Below are 14,452 nucleotides of genomic sequence, written 5' to 3'. Positions count from 1 at the left end.
CGTCCTCGTGCGCCAGGCCGTGCTTCGACGGACCCTCACCCAGCGATCCAGTCCGCGGCCGCCTCGGGCGTCGACACCTGCTCGACCCCCTCCGCGCGCGGCGGGCGGGCGACGACGACCACCGGGACGCCGAGGCTCCGGGCGGCGTCGAGCTTGGCCACGGTGTAGCTGCCTCCGGAGTCCTTGGTCATGAGCACGGTGATCCCGTGCTCGCGCACGAGCGACTCCTCACCGGCCAGGTCGTAGGGACCGCGCGAGCGCAGGACCGTCCACGCGGGCGGCAGCGGCTCGGCCGGTGGCTCCACGAGCCGCACGACGGCGGGGCGGTCCCGCCAGGCGTCGACGTGGTGGTGGAGGGTCTGCCGACCGGTCGTGACGAAGGGGACGCCCCCCACCTCGTCGGCCGCCTCCCGCGCGGCCGGGTGCGTGTCGACCCACGTCCACGACCCGGCATCGGGGTGGTCACCCCAGCCGGGCCGCGCGAGGCGCAGCAGCGGTAGGTCCAGCGACGAGCAGGCCTGCGCCGCATGCGCGCCCATCGTCGTCGCGAAGGGGTGCGTGGCATCGACGACGGCCGACACCCGGTGCTCGGCCAGCCACCGCGCCAGCCCCTCGGCCCCGCCGAATCCCCCGACCCGCACCGGTCCGACCGGCAGGCGCGGCCGGGAGACGCGACCGGCGAGCGAGGACGTGAGGGGCACCCCCCTCGTCTCGAGGCGGGCGGCGAGGTCACGGGCCTCGGCGGTGCCGCCGAGGATCAGGACGTGCATCATGCGGCCAGCCTGTCACGTGGGACGGTGGGGCATGACGACTCCCCTGCGTGCCCTCGCCCAGGTCCTGCTCGGCGCCTTCCTCGTGCTCGCCGGCACCGCCCACCTGACCTTCGCGCGCACCGAGTTCCGGGCCCAGGTGCCGCCGTGGGTGCCGCTGGACGTCGACCTCGTCGTCCTGGCGTCGGGTGTCGTCGAGATCTGCTGCGGCGCAGCGCTGCTGCTCGCGTGGCGACAGCCGCCCCGGGCCGTCGCTGGGACCGCCGTGGCCCTCCTCTTCGTCGCCGTCTTCCCGGGCAACATCGCCCAATGGACCGAGCACCGTGATGCCTTCGGCCTCACGAGCGACACGAGCCGGGCGGTGCGCCTGCTCTTCCAGCCCGTCCTCGTCGTGTGGGCGCTGTGGTGCACCGACGCCGTCGGCTGGTGGAGGCGTCGTCGGGCCTAGCCCGCGAGCCACCCGTCGACGATCGTCAGCACGTCGAGCAGCTCGTGCGCGACGCCGTCCGGCTCGGCGTCGACCGTCACCTGCTGGTCGGTGGGGATGTCGCTGTGCGGCACCCAGATCGCCCGCATGCCGACCTCCTGCGAGCCGAGCACGTCCTCGAAGAGCCGGTCACCGACGTAGACGGACGAGGTAGCGGCTACCCCGATGGCCGTGCACGCGGCCTCGAACGCCTCGGGGTGCGGCTTGACCACGTTGATCTCGGACGAGTAGACGTCCCCGTCGATGAGCTCGAGCACGCCGTCCCGCTCGAAGATCTCGCGGTGGTACTCACCGCTCCAGATGGTGTTGGAGAGCACGCCGACCTTCAGCCCGCGGTCGCGCAGCCCCTGCCACAGCGGTCGCACCTGCCGGTCCGTGTGGGTGTGCGGCTCCCAGAACCGTCGGTAGGCCGCCAGGGCGACGTGGTGCCGGTCCTCGCGCGGGTCGATGCCGGCCTCGCGCAGGATCCCGTCCAGGTGCGCGCTCGAGCGGTCCTCGGCCCGACCGCGCCGCCAGGCCTGGTCCTCCACGGCGTGGATCCGGTCCGCGAGCTCCTGCGCCCGGTCGAGGTCCTCCTGGGGCACGTCCGCCGAGTCGATCGGGATGCCGTGCACCTCCCGGGCGAAGACCCGCCACTGCTGGCCCAGGTCGATGGTGTGCCACGGCGTGAGCGTGCCGCCCCAGTCGAAGATCACCGCCTCGACCGGCCCCGCCTCGGGGCGCTCGTGGACGGTGAGGGGGTGACGCATGTCCCCCACGTTCACGCGCCGGCGCCCCGGACCTCGGCGACCAGGGCCTCGACGGCCTCGGCCACCGCCACCTCACGTCGGTCGCCGCTGCGACGGTCCTTGATCTCGACGACGCCCTCGGCCAGCCCCTTGCCGACGACGAGGATCGTCGGGACCCCGACGAGCTCGGCGTCCTTGAACTTCACGCCGGGGCTCACCTTGCCGGCGCGGTCGTCGTACAGGACGCTGACCCCCTGCGCCTCGAGCCGGGCGGACAGGTCGGCGGCCGTGGTGAAGATCTCGTCCGTCTTGCCTGCGGCGACCACGTGCACGTCGAAGGGGGCCAGCGCCCGCGGCCACACGAGACCGGACTCGTCGTGGTTGTCCTCGGCGATGACACCGACGGCGCGCGTGACGCCGACGCCGTACGAGCCCATCGTGACGGTGACGAGCTTGCCGTTCTCGTCGAGGACCTTCAGACCCAGCGCCTCGGCGTACTTGGTGCCGAGCTGGAAGATGTGACCCATCTCGACGCCCCGCGCGAGGGTCAGTGTCCCCGTCCCCGTGGGGCTCGGGTCGCCCTCCCGGATCTCGGCGGCCTGGATCGTGCCGTCGGCGGTGAAGTCGCGACCGTGGACCAGGTCGATGACGTGCCGGCCGTGCTCGTCCGCGCCGGTGACCCAGGCCGAGCCCTCGGCGATCGACGGGTCGAGGAGGTACCGGATGCCGCTCGGGCGCTCGGAGCCGAGCACGCCGGGCCCGATGTAGCCCTTGGCGAGCATCGGGTGGTCGGCGAAGTCCTTCTCCTCGAAGGGCTCGACCTCCGCCGGGGAGACCTGCGCCTCGAGCCGTTTGGCGTCGACCTCCCGGTCGCCGGGGACACCGATCGCCAGCGGCTCGCGCCACGGCTCGTCGTGCTCGGCGTCGGCCGGGTGGACCAGCATGACGATGACGTTCTTGAGCGTGTCCGCGGCCGTCCACGCGCGCCCGTCGGTGCGGGGGTGGTTCGCGTTGAGCGCCGCGACGAGCGTCTCGATGGTGGGGGTGTCGGGGGTGTCCTCGACGTGGGCGGGACCGGCGGTCACCTCGACGGGCGGCGCCTGCGGGACCTCGACGGCCTCGACGTTGGCCGCGTAGCCGGAGTCGTCCCGCACGAAGGTGTCCTCGCCGTTCGGGCTCACCGCGAGGAACTCCTCGCTCGCGCTGCCGCCCATGGCGCCGGAGTCGGCGTGGACGATGACGTACTCGAACCCGAGCCGGTCGAAGATCTTGATGTACGCGTCACGGTGCGCGTCATAGGCCTTCTGCAGCCCGGCCTGGTCGATGTCGAAGGAGTAGCTGTCCTTCATGATGAACTCGCGCCCGCGCAGCACGCCGGCGCGCGGGCGGGCCTCGTCGCGGTACTTCGTCTGGATCTGGAAGAGGGTGAGCGGCAGGTCCTTGTACGAGGTGTACATGTCCTTGACCGCGAGGCAGAACATCTCCTCGTGCGTCGGGCCGAGGAGCATCTGCGCGTCCTTGCGGTCCACGAGCCGGAAGAGGTTGTCGCCGTACTCGGTCCAGCGGTTGGTCGCCTCGTAGGGCTCCTTGGGCAGCAGCGCCGGGAACGAGAGCTCCTGGCCGCCGATGGCCTCCATCTCCTCGCGGACGACCGCCTCGACCTTGCGCAGGACCCGCAGACCGAGCGGCAGCCACGTGTAGACGCCCGGCGCTGCGCGACGGATGTAGCCGGCCCGGACGAGCAGCTTGTGGCCCGGCAGCTCCGCGTCCGCCGGGTCCTCCCGGAGGGTGCGCAGGAAGAAGGACGACATGCGGGTGACCACGAGAGATGCTCCTGGTGGGACGAAGGGGGTGTGCCCGCTCAGGGTATCCGCTCGCCCGTGAGCGTCGTCCCGGCAGTGACCAGCCGTGCCGTGACGAGCCGCCGAGCACGACAGGTCAGCGGAGCGCGCTGACGATATCGGGCAGGACCTGCGCGGCCGGGCCGCGCACGTGGTGGTGGCACATGTCGCTGATCTCGGTCTCGAGCGGGTTGATCTCGATGACGGTCGCCCCCTCGGCCCGCGCCATGGCGGGGTAGCCCGCGGCCGGGTAGACGATGCCCGAGGTGCCGACGACGAGGACGACGTCGCCCGGCTCGAGGGCCTCGATCGCCGCCTCGGTCGCCTCGACCGCCTCGGGCGGCAGCAGCTCGCCGAACCACACGACGCCGGGACGCACGTCCCCTGCGCACTCGGGGCAGGTCGGCGGGTCGATCCGCTCGGTCGGCTCCGACGGCAGCGCCGGCTCCCCCGGGTACGGGCTCTCGCAGTCCGCGCACCGCAGCGCGAGCAGCGAGCCGTGGAGGTGCGCCGCCACCGGCGACCCGGCGCGCTCGTGCAGGTCGTCGACGTTCTGCGTCGAGATCGTCACCTCGCGCAGCCCGGCGAGCTCGGCGAGCGCGCGGTGGCCGGCGTTGGGCTCGACGTCGCGCACGAGCCGCATCCGCCACGCGTACCAGGCCCAGACGAAGGGAGGATCCAGCCGGAAGGCCTCGGCCGTCGCCAGCTGGCTCGGGTCGAAGGCCTCCCACAGCCCGGTCTGCGCATCGCGGAAGGTCGGCACGCCGGACTCGGCGCTCATCCCGGCCCCGGAGAGCACGAGGACGCGGCGGGCGCCGCGCACGGCCTCGACCACGGCGTCAGGGACCTGGTGCGGGTCGGTGTCGGTCATGAGTCCTCCGGGATCGCGGGTTGCTCGTAGAGGGCGCGGGTGCCGCGGTGACGGAAGCCGAGGCGTTCGTACAGGGCGCGCGCCGGGTTCTGGCAGCCGACGGCCAACCAGACCACCTCGGCCCCGCGGCGCTGCACGGCGGTCAGGGAGCGCGCGACGAGGTGGGCACCCAGGCCCTTGCCGCGCCACTCGGGCACGACGCCGACCTCCTCGATCCACCCGTCGGAGAGGGTGACGAAGCCGGCGACGTGGCCCGCTCGGTCCATGGCGACCCGGGAGTCCTCGGGCTGGAACCCCCGCTGCTCGCGCAGCCAGCGGCCCCAGGCCCGCGAGCTGCCCTCGTCGTACCCGGGCTGGTCGGCGAAGGACGCCGCGTACGCGTGCCGGAAGGCCGCTGAGGTGTCGTCGGTGAAGGGCAGCGTCACGACGTCGTCGGGTCGGCGGACGACGGGGATGCTGCGGAGGCTGTGCCGCATGATCGTCTCCGCGAAGACGCGGTGCAGGCCGAGGTCGGCGAAGAGCGTCTCGGCCTCGGGGCTCACCGAGTCGAGGACGAACCGGACCGGGCCGACCGAGTGGGCGAGGACCCACTCGGCGATCTCTGCTCCGATCCCCTGGCCCATCACCGCCGGGTCGACCAACCCCGTGGCCGTGCGTCCGTCGGCGGCGCTCAGGCCGATCGCCGCCGCGGCGACGACGTCACCGAGCTCGTCCCGCCCGCAGATCGCGACGTCGGTGACGAGGCTGTCGCGCAGGTGGTCGCGGTCCGCGAGGTCGGGCAACCCGCCGTCCCTCGCGAGGCAGGCCGTGCCCAGCCGCACGAGCGCGTCGAGGTCGGCCTCCGTGGTCGGCGACCACTGCAGCGTGCCCATGGACCCGGGCCCCCTCAGAAGATCTGACGCAGGTTGGCACGGGAGAGGTCGAGCAGCTCGTCGCCACGCCCGGACATGACGGTCCGCAGCGCGTACAGGGTGAAGCCCTTGACCTGCTCGGCGGAGATCGCCGGCGGGATCGTCAGCTCCTGCCGCTCGGTGACCACGTCGACGAGCGCGGGACCGTCGTGCGCGAAGGCCTCGCGCAGGCTGGTCTCGAGGTCGCTCGCCTCGGTGACCCGCCAGCCCCTGATCCCGCAGGCTTGCGCGACCTGGGCGAAGTCGGGGTTGTCCAGGTCGGTCCCGAAGCCGGGGAGCCCGGCGGCCTTCATCTCGAGCTCGACGAAGTTGAGCGAGGAGTTGTTGAGCACGACGATCTTGATCGGCAGGTCGTGCTGGCGCACCGTGAGCAGCTCGCCGAGCATCATCGCCAGGCCCCCGTCGCCGCTCAGGGTGACGACCTGGCGCCCGGGGCAGGCCAGCTGCGCGCCGATCGCGTGCGGCACCGCGTTGGCCATCGACCCGTGGATGAAGGAACCGATGAGCCGGCGGTCGCCTCGGCACTGGAGGTACCGGGCCGCGTAGACGACGGGCGAGCCGACGTCGGGGATGAAGACCGCGTCGTCCGCGGCGATCTCGTCGACGAGCCGGGCGAGGTACTGGGGGTGGATCGGCTGGGACCTCTTGCCGAAGAGCCCCTTCCTGGGCGGCTCGGCGAGCTCGTCGAGCTTGTCGCGGGTCCTGCCGTAGTGCTCGAGCGAGTCCTCGAGGTGGCGTCGGTCGGTGGCGCGGTCGAGCAGCGGCAGCAGCGCGCGGACCGTGTCGCCGACGTCCCCGACGAGACCCAGCTCGAGCGGGACGCGGCGACCGAGGCGCTCGCCGCGCAGGTCGACCTGGATGAACCGCGCGCCCTGCGGGTAGAACTGCCGGTACGGGAAGTCCGTCCCGAGCATGAGCACGGTCTCGGCCTCCTCCATCGCCCGGTACCCCGAGGCGAACCCGAGGAGCCCGGTGAGCCCGACGTCGAAGGGGTTGTCCCCCTCGATGTCCTGCTTGGAGCGAAGGGTGTGCACCACCGGGGCCGCGAGCAGGTCCGCGAGTGCGAGGACGTCGTCCTTGGCGCCGGCCGCGCCGGCGCCGACGAGCAGGGTCGTGCGCCGGGAGCCCCCGAGGAGGTCGGCGGCGCGCTGCAGCTGGGCCGCGTCGGGGACGACCTGCGCGCGGGCGCGCTCGAGGACCGTCACGCGCTCGTCGGTGGCCTCGGCCTGGGCGACGTCGCCGGGGACCACGAGCACGGCGACCCCGCGCTCCTGGATCGCCGCGCGCATCGCGGTCTCGAGCATCCGGGGCATCTGCGAGGGCTCGGAGACCATCTCGCACCAGACGCTGCACTCCTGGAAGAGGTGCTGCGGGTGGGTCTCCTGGAAGTACCCGCTGCCGATCTCGGCGCTCGGGATCTGCGCGGCGATCGCCAGGACCGGGACCCGGCTGCGGTGGGCGTCGAAGAGTCCGTTGACGAGGTGGAGGTTGCCCGGGCCGCAGGAGCCGAGGACGACCGCGAGCTCCCCGGTCAGCTCGGCGTCGGCGGCCGCGGCGAAGGCGCCGGCCTCCTCGTGGCGCACCAGCCGCCAGTCCATCCCCCCGTCCCGTCGCATCGCCTCGGTGAACCCGTTGAGGGAGTCACCCGGCACCCCGTAGGCGCGGGTGACGCCGTTGGCCCGCAGGGTCGCGATGACGTTGTCGGCGATGGTGCCCATGGCGCCTCCTGTGCTCGACGAGGATCGTGGCCACCACGCTATCCCGACGCACGGGGGCTCACGGTCGCTGCGCGACCTGCACCCCCGTGGACCCCGACCACCCGCAGTGACAGAGTGGGGACGAGCGACCCGACCCGAGAGGAGCGCACCGATGCGCGCCGTGTACGCCGAGAGCTTCAGCACCGCCGACCCGCTGTCCGGACTGGTGGTCGGCGAGCGCCCCGACCCGCAGGTCCCCGAGGGCTGGACGCGGGTCGCCGTCAAGGCGGCCGCGCTCAACCACCACGACCTGTGGTCGCTGCGCGGGGTGGGGCTGAAGGAGGACGCGCTGCCGATGATCCTCGGCTGCGACGCCGCGGGCACCGACGAGGAGGGCAACGAGGTCGTCGTCCACGCGATCATCAACGACCCGCACTTCACCGGCGCCGACGAGACGACCGACCCGCGCCGCTCGCTGCTCTCCGAGCGCCATCAGGGCACCTTCGCCGACACCGTCGTCGTCCCGCGTCGCAACCTCGTGCCGAAGCCGGCCGGGCTGTCGATGACCGAGGCCGCCTGCCTGCCCACGGCATGGCTGACCGCCTACCGCATGCTCTTCGTCCGTGGCGGCCTGCGCCCCGGTGAGAGCGTGCTGGTCCAGGGCAGCGGTGGTGGCGTCGCGACGGCGCTGATCATCCTCGCCCGCGCGGCCGGGCTGCGCGTGTACGCCACCTCGCGCGACGAGGCCAAGCGGGCGCACGCCCTGCAGATCGGCGCCCACGAGGTCTTCGCGTCAGGCGAGCGGCTACCGGTCAAGGTCGATGCGGTCATGGAGACGGTCGGGCGGGCGACGTGGTCGCACTCGATCCGCTCGCTGCGTCCGGGTGGCCGCATCGTCATCTCGGGCACGACGAGCGGGCCGCGGCCCGACGACGCGGAGCTGACCCGCATCTTCTTCCTGCAGCTGAGCGTCATCGGCTCCACCATGGGCACCCGTGACGAGCTGGGTCAGCTCGTGCAGCTGCTGGAGTCCACCGGCTCGCGTCCGCTCATCCACTCCGAGCTGCCGCTCGAGCAGGCCCGCGACGGGTTCGCCGCGATGGAGTCCGGCGAGATCATGGGCAAGATCGTCTTCACCCTCTGACCGCCGCCTCAGAAGAGGATCGTCGAGAAGGTCCCGATCCGCTCCATGCCGATCCGTCGGTAGGTGGCGATCGCCGGGGCGTTGTAGTCGTTGACGTAGAGCGTGCCCAGGGGCGCGTGGTCGCTCATCGCCTGCTCGAGGGCGGCAGCCATCATGGGGGCGGCGAGCCCCTGCCCGCGCAGCTCGGGCGCGAGCCACACGCCCTGGATCTGGCTGGCCCCGAGCGCCACCGAGCCGACGTCGGCCTTGAAGATCACCCGTCCGCCCTCGACGACCACATAGGTCCGGCCCGCGCGGACCAGGCGCCAGATCGAGTCGCGGTAGAACGCGGGGCTGCCCGTGTAGGGCCGGTAGCCGATCTCCTGGGTGAACATGTGCTCGGCTGCGGGCAGCACGAGGTCGACCTCGTCGACGCGGGCCGGCCGCACCCGAGGGTCCAGCTCCACGCCGAGGGACGAAGGGGGTGTCCGCGTCGCCATGAGCGGCTGCTCGCCCCGGATGGCGCGGGGCTGGGGGAAGGCCGCACCGGCCTCGCGCCACAGGCCGGCCACCTCGTCGCGCGGTCCGAGGAAGGAGGCGCAGCGGCGCCGCACCTTGCGCACGTGGGCGGCCAGCGCGGGCCAGCTCTGCGCGCTCGTGCCGACGGGCACGACATTGGCGACGCTCCACACGAGGGCGGACAGACGCCCTTCGTCGAACCAGCCGTACGCGGAGGTCGAGCCGGAGCCGAGGCCACCGTCGAGGATGCGGCTGGCCACGAAGACGTGCGACGCGGGGTCCCGCGCGCACAGGTCCAGGGCCGCATCGACGTCGTCGGGGCCGAGGAGCCGGGTGGGTTGGCGGGTGCGCAGCACCTCGTCAGCCTAGTGATCCCGCGGGCGCCGTGCGTGGCGGAGAGGTCAGCTGACCGTCACGGTCGCGCCCGACTCCTCGCCGTCGAGGGGCTCGCCCATCTCCTCGGCGATGCGCATGGCCTCCTCGATGAGGGTCTCGACGATCTGGCTCTCGGGGACGGTCTTGATGACCTCGCCCTTGACGAAGATCTGGCCCTTGCCGTTGCCGGAGGCGACGCCCAGGTCGGCCTCACGGGCCTCCCCCGGGCCGTTGACGACGCAGCCCATGACGGCCACCCGCAGGGGGACCGTCATGCCCTCGAGGCCGGCGGTCACCTCGTCGGCGAGCTTGTAGACGTCGACCTGCGCGCGGCCGCAGCTCGGGCAGGAGACGATCTCGAGCTTGCGCGGGCGCAGGCCCAGGGACTGCAGGATCTGCTGGCCGACCTTGACCTCCTCGACCGGGGGGGCCGAGAGGGAGACGCGGATGGTGTCGCCGATGCCCCGGGAGAGCAACGCACCGAAGGCGGTCGCGGACTTGATCGTGCCCTGGAAGGCGGGGCCGGCCTCGGTGACGCCGAGGTGCAGCGGCCAGTCACCGGCCTCGGCGAGCAGCTCGTAGGCGCGCACCATCGTCACCGGGTCGTTGTGCTTGACCGAGATCTTGAAGTCGTGGAAGTCGTGCTCCTCGAAGAGGCCCGCCTCCCAGACCGCCGACTCGACGAGCGCCTCGGGGGTGGCCCGGCCGTACTTCTCGAGCAGCCGCTTGTCGAGGCTGCCGGCGTTGACGCCGATGCGGATCGAGGTGCCGTGGTCCTTGGCCGCCCTGGCGATCTCCTTGACCTGGTCGTCGAACTTGCGGATGTTGCCCGGGTTGACCCGCACGGCGGCGCACCCGGCCTCGATGGCCTGGAAGACGTACTTCGGCTGGAAGTGGATGTCGGCGATGACCGGGATCTGGCTGTGCCGGGCGATCTCGGCGAGCGCGTCGGCGTCGTCCTGGCTGGGGCAGGCCACGCGCACGATGTCGCAGCCCGCGGCCGTCAGCTCGGCGATCTGCTGCAGGGTCGTGTTGACGTCGGAGGTCAGCGTCGTCGTCATCGACTGCACCGAGATCGGCGACTCGCTGCCGACGCCGACCGAGCCGACCTTGATCTGGCGGGTCGGGCGGCGGGGGGCGAGCACGGGGGCCGGGGCCTTGGGCATGCCGAGGGAGACGCTCATGCACCCATTATGCGACCTGGTCTCTGGGTGTCCCCTGTGGGACCCGCTAGGTCAGGCGGATCGGGTTGACGAGGTCCGCGTAGACGAGCAGCAAGGTCATCGCGATGAAGGCGATGGCGACGCCGTACGCGAGCGGGAGCGCCTTGGCCACGTCGACCGGACCGGGGTCGGGCAGACCGCGTACCCTCGCCCAGCCCTTCTTGACCGCCTCCCACAGGGCGCCGGCGACGTGGCCGCCGTCGAGCGGCAGCAGCGGGATGGTGTTGAAGGCGAAGAGGACGAGGTTGAGCGAGCCGAGCAGGCTGAGCAGCAGGATCGACTTGTCCCGGGCGTCACCGAAGATGTCGGAGCTCGCGACCTCGCCGGCTACGCGGCCGACGCCGACGACGGACATCGGCCCCTCGGGGTCGCGCTCGCCCCCGGCGAAGGCCGCCTCGGCCACGCCGACGAGCTTCTGCGGGATCTTCACGAGCAGGCCGTAGGTGTCGCCGAGCATGCCGCCGAAGAGACCGGGCACCGCGGTGATCGGCTGCTTCTGCATCTCCTGGCTGCCGGTGGCCCCGAGGAACCCGGCGCGCTCGGTGACGATCTCCCCCTTCGCGTCCCGCTCGACGCGACCGTCCGGCGTGTATACCGGCAGGTCGAGGACGATCGGGTCGGCCGTGAGGGTCCGGCTCGTGCCGTCGCGGTCGACGGTCACCGCGAGGGGCTTGTCGAGGTTGGCGCGGATCGAGCCGCGCACGTCGTCCCACGTGCTCACCGGGGTGCCGTTGATCGCGGTGATCGTGTCGCCGGGCTTGACGCCGGCGGCGTTGGCCGGCGCGACCGGCATGTCGGAGGTGCACTCGCTCGCGGCGCTCCGTCCGGACTGCTGGATGTCGACGCACTCGTTGACCGACGAGATCGTCGTCGTCGTGACGGCCACGCCGTTGAGGGTGAAGATGCCGGTGAAGAGCACGAGCGCGATGACGAGGTTCATCACCGGGCCGCCCATCATGATGACGACCCGCTTCCAGATCGGCAGCTGGTAGAACATGCGGCCGTCGTCGCCGGGCTGGACCTCCTCGAAGCTCTGCTGGCGCGCCTCGTCGACGAGCTGGCTCACGCGCCCCGTGCTCGCGGTGCGCATCGTCCCGGGCGCCTGCCCCTTGGCCGGCGGGAACATGCCGATCATCCGGATGTAGCCACCGAGGGGGATCGCCTTGACGCCGTACTCGGTCTCGCCGCGACGTCGCGACCAGACGGTCGGGCCGAAGCCGACCATGTACTGCGGCACGCGGACACCGAACTTCTTGGCGGGGACGAGGTGGCCGATCTCGTGCAGCGCGATCGACAGGCCGATGCCGAGCACGGCAAGGACGATCCCCAGGACGTAGAGCATGCCCTGATCGTCTCACGCCAGCCGCAGGACCGACCTGGCTTCGGCACGCGCCCAGGCGTCCGCGGCGAGCACGCCCTCGACCGTGTGGGCGTCGAAGCGGCTGTCGTCGTGGCGCCCCACGACCTCGCCGATCGTGTCGACGATGTCGGTGAACCGGCAGCCCCCCTCGTGGAAGACGTCGACCCCCACCTCGTTGGCCGCGTTGTACACGGCCGGGTGGGTCCCGCCGGCCGCGCCGACCTGCTGGGCCAGCCGCACGGCGGGGAAGGCCTCGTCGTCGAGGGGCTCGAAGCGCCAGTCCTGCGCCTGCGTCCAGTCGACGGGTGTCTCGACGTCGGTGAGCCGCTCGGGCCACGAGAGCCCCAGGGCGATCGGGGCGAGCATCGTCGGCAGCCCGAGCTGGGCGATGACCGCGCCGTCGTGGAACTCCACCATCGAGTGGATGATCTGCTGCGGGTGGACGACCGCCTCGATCCGGTCCATCGGCACGTCGAAGAGCAGGTGGGCCTCGATGAGCTCGAGGCCCTTGTTGACGAGCGTCGCGCTGTTGGTCGTGATGACCCGCCCCATCGCGAAGTTGGGGTGCTTGAGCGCCTGCGCCGGCGTCACCTCGTGCAGCGCGGCCCGGTCCATCCCGCGGAAGGGCCCGCCGCTCGCGGTGACGACGAGCCTGCGGACCTCCTCGGCCCGGCCGGCCCGCAGCGCCTGCGCGATCGCCGAGTGCTCGGAGTCGACGGGCACGATCTGGTCGGGCGCCGCGACGTCCCGCACGATCGGGCCGCCGACGATCAGCGACTCCTTGTTGGCCAGGGCGAGGCGGGCACCCGATCGCAGGGCCGCCAGGGTCGGCCGCAGGCCGATCGCCCCGGTGATGCCGTTGAGCACGACGTCGGTGGGGGCACCGGCGACCTCGGTGGCCGCCTCCTCCCCCACGACGACCTCGGGCGCGTAGCCGGTGACGCCGGCCTCCTGCGCGGCGACCGCGATGGCGGCGGTGAGCTCCTCGCGGCTCCCGGCCGCAGCCCCCACGAGCGAAGGGAGATGACGCGCGGCCTGCGTGGCGAGCAGCCCGATGTTGGCCCCGCCCGCGATGGCCGTCACCTCGAAGCGCCCCGGGTGGGCCTCGATGACCTGCAGCCCCTGCGTGCCGATCGACCCGGTCGAGCCGATGAGGGTGACGCGCGTGCGGGTCATGCGCCGGTCCCCGCCCGGCGGCTGGAGTCGATGGCCTGGCGCCGGGCGAGCCGGTTGGCCCGGCGGATCTCCGCCTCGCGGAACCGGCGCCGCTCCTCGGGCGTCTCGATCGTCAGCGTCGGGACGTGACGGGTCCCCCCTTCGGCATCGACGGCGACGAAGACGAGGTAGGCGCTCGCGACGTGGACGCGGTCGGTGACGGCGTCCCAGCGGTCGACCTCCGCCCGCACGCCGACCTCCATCGACGAGGTGCCCGCCCAGTTGACCTGCGCGCTGACGTGCAGGACGTCGCCGACGCGGACCGGGTTGTGGAAGGCCATCTCGTCCATCGCGGCCGTCACCGCCGGGCCCTGCGCGAAGCGGTTGGCGGAGACACCGGCGGTGTCGTCGACCATCTTCATGATGTTGCCGCCGTGCACATTGCCCAGGAGGTTGGCCTCGGCCTGCGACATGACGCGCGAGAGGGTGATGCGGGTGTCGGTGGGAGTCGTCACGGGGCCATCATGGCAGCGTGACCACGGCACTCATGTGGGGCGTCCTCGCCGCACTGCTCTGCGGCAGTGCAGCTCGTCACCGGTCGGCGACGACGATGCTCAGGTCGGGGTACTCGGCGTCGAGGTCGGCGAGGACCGCGAGCACCCCGGCGTCGGTGCCGGTGCTCTCCGTCGCCAGGTGCGGGTCGGGGGCGTCGTGGTGGTCCGGTCGCCACACGAGCGTCCACGGGTGGTCGTGCCTGTCGGCGACGTCGCGCAGGCAGTCCATGAGCGCGTCGAGGTTGCGCCCGAAGTGCTCCGGGAAGAGCAGGCTCTCGGCGAACCGGTCGTAGATCTCCTCACGGTCGGCTCCCCCGTCGACGAGGTGCACGTGGTCGGTCCCGGCGACGGCGCGGGCGAGCAGCCCGTCGACCCCCGCGGCCTCGATGTGGATCATCGGCCCTCCTCGATCTGGCGGAAGCTGTCGTAGTGGTCGTCCGTGTAGTACCGGTCGCCCCGCTCGCCGCCGACGATGCGGCGGGCGCCGCGGTCGTCCTCGTCGGGCGTGGGCACCGTGTACTCGCGGTAGTAGCCACGGCGCTGCGACGGGAGGATCCCCTCCCGGTTGGAGAAGGTGATCCCGTCGCGGGCGTACGGGAAGGGCCCGCCTGAGCGGACCAGCTCCAGCGTCTCGCGACCCTGCGGCGGCAGCGCGGACTCCGCGACCGTCTCCAGGCCCGAGTCGGGGGTCGAGGTCGCCGCCGGGGTCGACGGCGGGGTCGACGACGGCGCCCCCTTCGTGCCCTCGGCGCCGCCCTGGACGACGATCCACAGCGCGAGCAGGATCAGCAGCACTCCCCCGACCAGCTGCAGCCGGGTGCGCCAGGTCCGGGTCATC

At 72.6% G+C, this 14,452-nt stretch carries 15 protein-coding genes; 2 read left to right on the top strand and 13 right to left on the bottom strand.

The genetic code is table 11. The features are described from left to right. Nucleotides 1–35: 35 nt before the first annotated feature. Nucleotides 36–773: a cobalt-precorrin-6A reductase gene (locus V3C34_RS08115; protein ID WP_346008492.1), complete on the bottom strand. Its 738-nt coding sequence runs from the start codon at nucleotides 771–773 to the stop codon at nucleotides 36–38. 31 nt (nucleotides 774–804) lie between these two features. On the opposite strand from V3C34_RS08115, the gene V3C34_RS08110 reads away from it, so the two are divergent. Next, on the top strand, nucleotides 805–1,218 hold the full coding sequence (locus tag V3C34_RS08110; protein ID WP_346008491.1) for a hypothetical protein: 414 nt from the start codon (nucleotides 805–807) through the stop codon (nucleotides 1,216–1,218). Here V3C34_RS08110 and V3C34_RS08105 read toward each other — a convergent pair. The 5 genes from V3C34_RS08105 to poxB all read right to left on the bottom strand — a co-directional run bounded on the left by V3C34_RS08105 (nucleotide 1,215) and on the right by poxB (nucleotide 7,326). Beyond that, the gene (locus V3C34_RS08105; protein ID WP_346008490.1) at nucleotides 1,215–2,006 is read right to left on the bottom strand and encodes an HAD family hydrolase; all 792 of its coding nucleotides are present in this window, start codon (nucleotides 2,004–2,006) and stop codon (nucleotides 1,215–1,217) included. The genes V3C34_RS08110 and V3C34_RS08105 overlap by 4 nt on opposite strands. 11 nt (nucleotides 2,007–2,017) lie before the next feature. Next, nucleotides 2,018–3,808, bottom strand: a complete 1,791-nt coding sequence (locus V3C34_RS08100; RefSeq protein WP_211596772.1) for a proline--tRNA ligase — start codon at nucleotides 3,806–3,808, stop codon at nucleotides 2,018–2,020. Nucleotides 3,809–3,923: 115 nt separating this feature from the next. Beyond that, the gene (locus V3C34_RS08095) at nucleotides 3,924–4,697 is read right to left on the bottom strand and encodes an NAD-dependent deacylase (RefSeq protein ID WP_346008489.1); all 774 of its coding nucleotides are present in this window, start codon (nucleotides 4,695–4,697) and stop codon (nucleotides 3,924–3,926) included. After that, nucleotides 4,694–5,569, bottom strand: a complete 876-nt coding sequence (locus tag V3C34_RS08090; RefSeq protein WP_346008488.1) for a GNAT family N-acetyltransferase — start codon at nucleotides 5,567–5,569, stop codon at nucleotides 4,694–4,696. Before V3C34_RS08090 ends, V3C34_RS08095 begins: the two co-directional genes overlap by 4 nt. A gap of 14 nt (nucleotides 5,570–5,583) precedes the next feature. Beyond that, nucleotides 5,584–7,326 carry a ubiquinone-dependent pyruvate dehydrogenase gene (gene poxB, locus V3C34_RS08085; RefSeq protein ID WP_346008487.1) on the bottom strand — a complete coding sequence of 581 codons (1,743 nt, stop codon included), beginning with the start codon at nucleotides 7,324–7,326 and terminating at the stop codon, nucleotides 5,584–5,586. A 151-nt stretch (nucleotides 7,327–7,477) separates the two neighbouring features. On the opposite strand from poxB, the gene V3C34_RS08080 reads away from it, so the two are divergent. Next, entirely contained in the window at nucleotides 7,478–8,449 is a 972-nt protein-coding gene (locus V3C34_RS08080; protein ID WP_346008486.1) for a zinc-binding dehydrogenase, read from the top strand. 8 nt (nucleotides 8,450–8,457) lie between these two features. Here V3C34_RS08080 and V3C34_RS08075 read toward each other — a convergent pair whose 3' ends face one another. From V3C34_RS08075 to V3C34_RS08045, 7 genes are all read right to left on the bottom strand, one after another. After that, complete coding sequence (locus tag V3C34_RS08075; RefSeq protein WP_068325122.1) at nucleotides 8,458–9,303, bottom strand: GNAT family N-acetyltransferase; 846 nt, start codon at nucleotides 9,301–9,303, stop codon at nucleotides 8,458–8,460. A 45-nt stretch (nucleotides 9,304–9,348) separates the two neighbouring features. Then, entirely contained in the window at nucleotides 9,349–10,506 is a 1,158-nt protein-coding gene (gene ispG / locus V3C34_RS08070; RefSeq protein WP_068325123.1) for a flavodoxin-dependent (E)-4-hydroxy-3-methylbut-2-enyl-diphosphate synthase, read from the bottom strand. 46 nt (nucleotides 10,507–10,552) lie between these two features. Continuing rightward, the gene (locus tag V3C34_RS08065; protein ID WP_068325124.1) at nucleotides 10,553–11,887 is read right to left on the bottom strand and encodes a M50 family metallopeptidase; all 1,335 of its coding nucleotides are present in this window, start codon (nucleotides 11,885–11,887) and stop codon (nucleotides 10,553–10,555) included. 12 nt (nucleotides 11,888–11,899) lie between these two features. Then, nucleotides 11,900–13,081 carry a 1-deoxy-D-xylulose-5-phosphate reductoisomerase gene (gene dxr, locus V3C34_RS08060; protein WP_346008485.1) on the bottom strand — a complete coding sequence of 394 codons (1,182 nt, stop codon included), beginning with the start codon at nucleotides 13,079–13,081 and terminating at the stop codon, nucleotides 11,900–11,902. Further along, a complete protein-coding gene (locus V3C34_RS08055) occupies nucleotides 13,078–13,575 on the bottom strand; it encodes an acyl-CoA thioesterase (RefSeq protein ID WP_211596773.1) in 498 nt (165 codons plus the stop codon). The genes dxr and V3C34_RS08055 overlap by 4 nt, the downstream gene beginning before the upstream one ends. Nucleotides 13,576–13,651: 76 nt before the next feature. Next, nucleotides 13,652–14,011: a barstar family protein gene (locus V3C34_RS08050; protein WP_068325126.1), complete on the bottom strand. Its 360-nt coding sequence runs from the start codon at nucleotides 14,009–14,011 to the stop codon at nucleotides 13,652–13,654. Beyond that, nucleotides 14,008–14,451, bottom strand: a complete 444-nt coding sequence (locus tag V3C34_RS08045) for a ribonuclease domain-containing protein (protein ID WP_068422340.1) — start codon at nucleotides 14,449–14,451, stop codon at nucleotides 14,008–14,010. The genes V3C34_RS08050 and V3C34_RS08045 overlap by 4 nt, the downstream gene beginning before the upstream one ends. Nucleotide 14,452: the final 1 nt, after the last annotated feature.

It is taken from the genome of Janibacter terrae, assembly GCF_039636765.1.
GTDB lineage: Bacteria > Actinomycetota > Actinomycetes > Actinomycetales > Dermatophilaceae > Janibacter > Janibacter terrae.
Note: the sequence above shows the minus strand (reverse complement) of the source record. Positions and strands in the feature narration are given on the sequence as shown.

What these genes read in the sequence shown, in the direction of transcription:
- V3C34_RS08105 (WP_346008490.1), bottom strand. Translation starts at nt 2,006, where the DNA reads ATGCGTCACCCCCTCACCGTCCACGAGCGCCCCGAGGCGGGGCCGGTC.
- poxB (WP_346008487.1), bottom strand. Translation starts at nt 7,326, where the DNA reads ATGGGCACCATCGCCGACAACGTCATCGCGACCCTGCGGGCCAACGGC.
- V3C34_RS08080 (WP_346008486.1), top strand. Translation starts at nt 7,478, where the DNA reads ATGCGCGCCGTGTACGCCGAGAGCTTCAGCACCGCCGACCCGCTGTCC.
- dxr (WP_346008485.1), bottom strand. Translation starts at nt 13,081, where the DNA reads ATGACCCGCACGCGCGTCACCCTCATCGGCTCGACCGGGTCGATCGGC.
- V3C34_RS08045 (WP_068422340.1), bottom strand. Translation starts at nt 14,451, where the DNA reads ATGACCCGGACCTGGCGCACCCGGCTGCAGCTGGTCGGGGGAGTGCTG.
- V3C34_RS08090 (WP_346008488.1), bottom strand. Translation starts at nt 5,569, where the DNA reads ATGGGCACGCTGCAGTGGTCGCCGACCACGGAGGCCGACCTCGACGCG.
- V3C34_RS08110 (WP_346008491.1), top strand. Translation starts at nt 805, where the DNA reads ATGACGACTCCCCTGCGTGCCCTCGCCCAGGTCCTGCTCGGCGCCTTC.
- V3C34_RS08065 (WP_068325124.1), bottom strand. Translation starts at nt 11,887, where the DNA reads ATGCTCTACGTCCTGGGGATCGTCCTTGCCGTGCTCGGCATCGGCCTG.
- V3C34_RS08115 (WP_346008492.1), bottom strand. Translation starts at nt 773, where the DNA reads ATGATGCACGTCCTGATCCTCGGCGGCACCGCCGAGGCCCGTGACCTC.
- V3C34_RS08050 (WP_068325126.1), bottom strand. Translation starts at nt 14,011, where the DNA reads ATGATCCACATCGAGGCCGCGGGGGTCGACGGGCTGCTCGCCCGCGCC.
- V3C34_RS08095 (WP_346008489.1), bottom strand. Translation starts at nt 4,697, where the DNA reads ATGACCGACACCGACCCGCACCAGGTCCCTGACGCCGTGGTCGAGGCC.
- ispG (WP_068325123.1), bottom strand. Translation starts at nt 10,506, where the DNA reads ATGAGCGTCTCCCTCGGCATGCCCAAGGCCCCGGCCCCCGTGCTCGCC.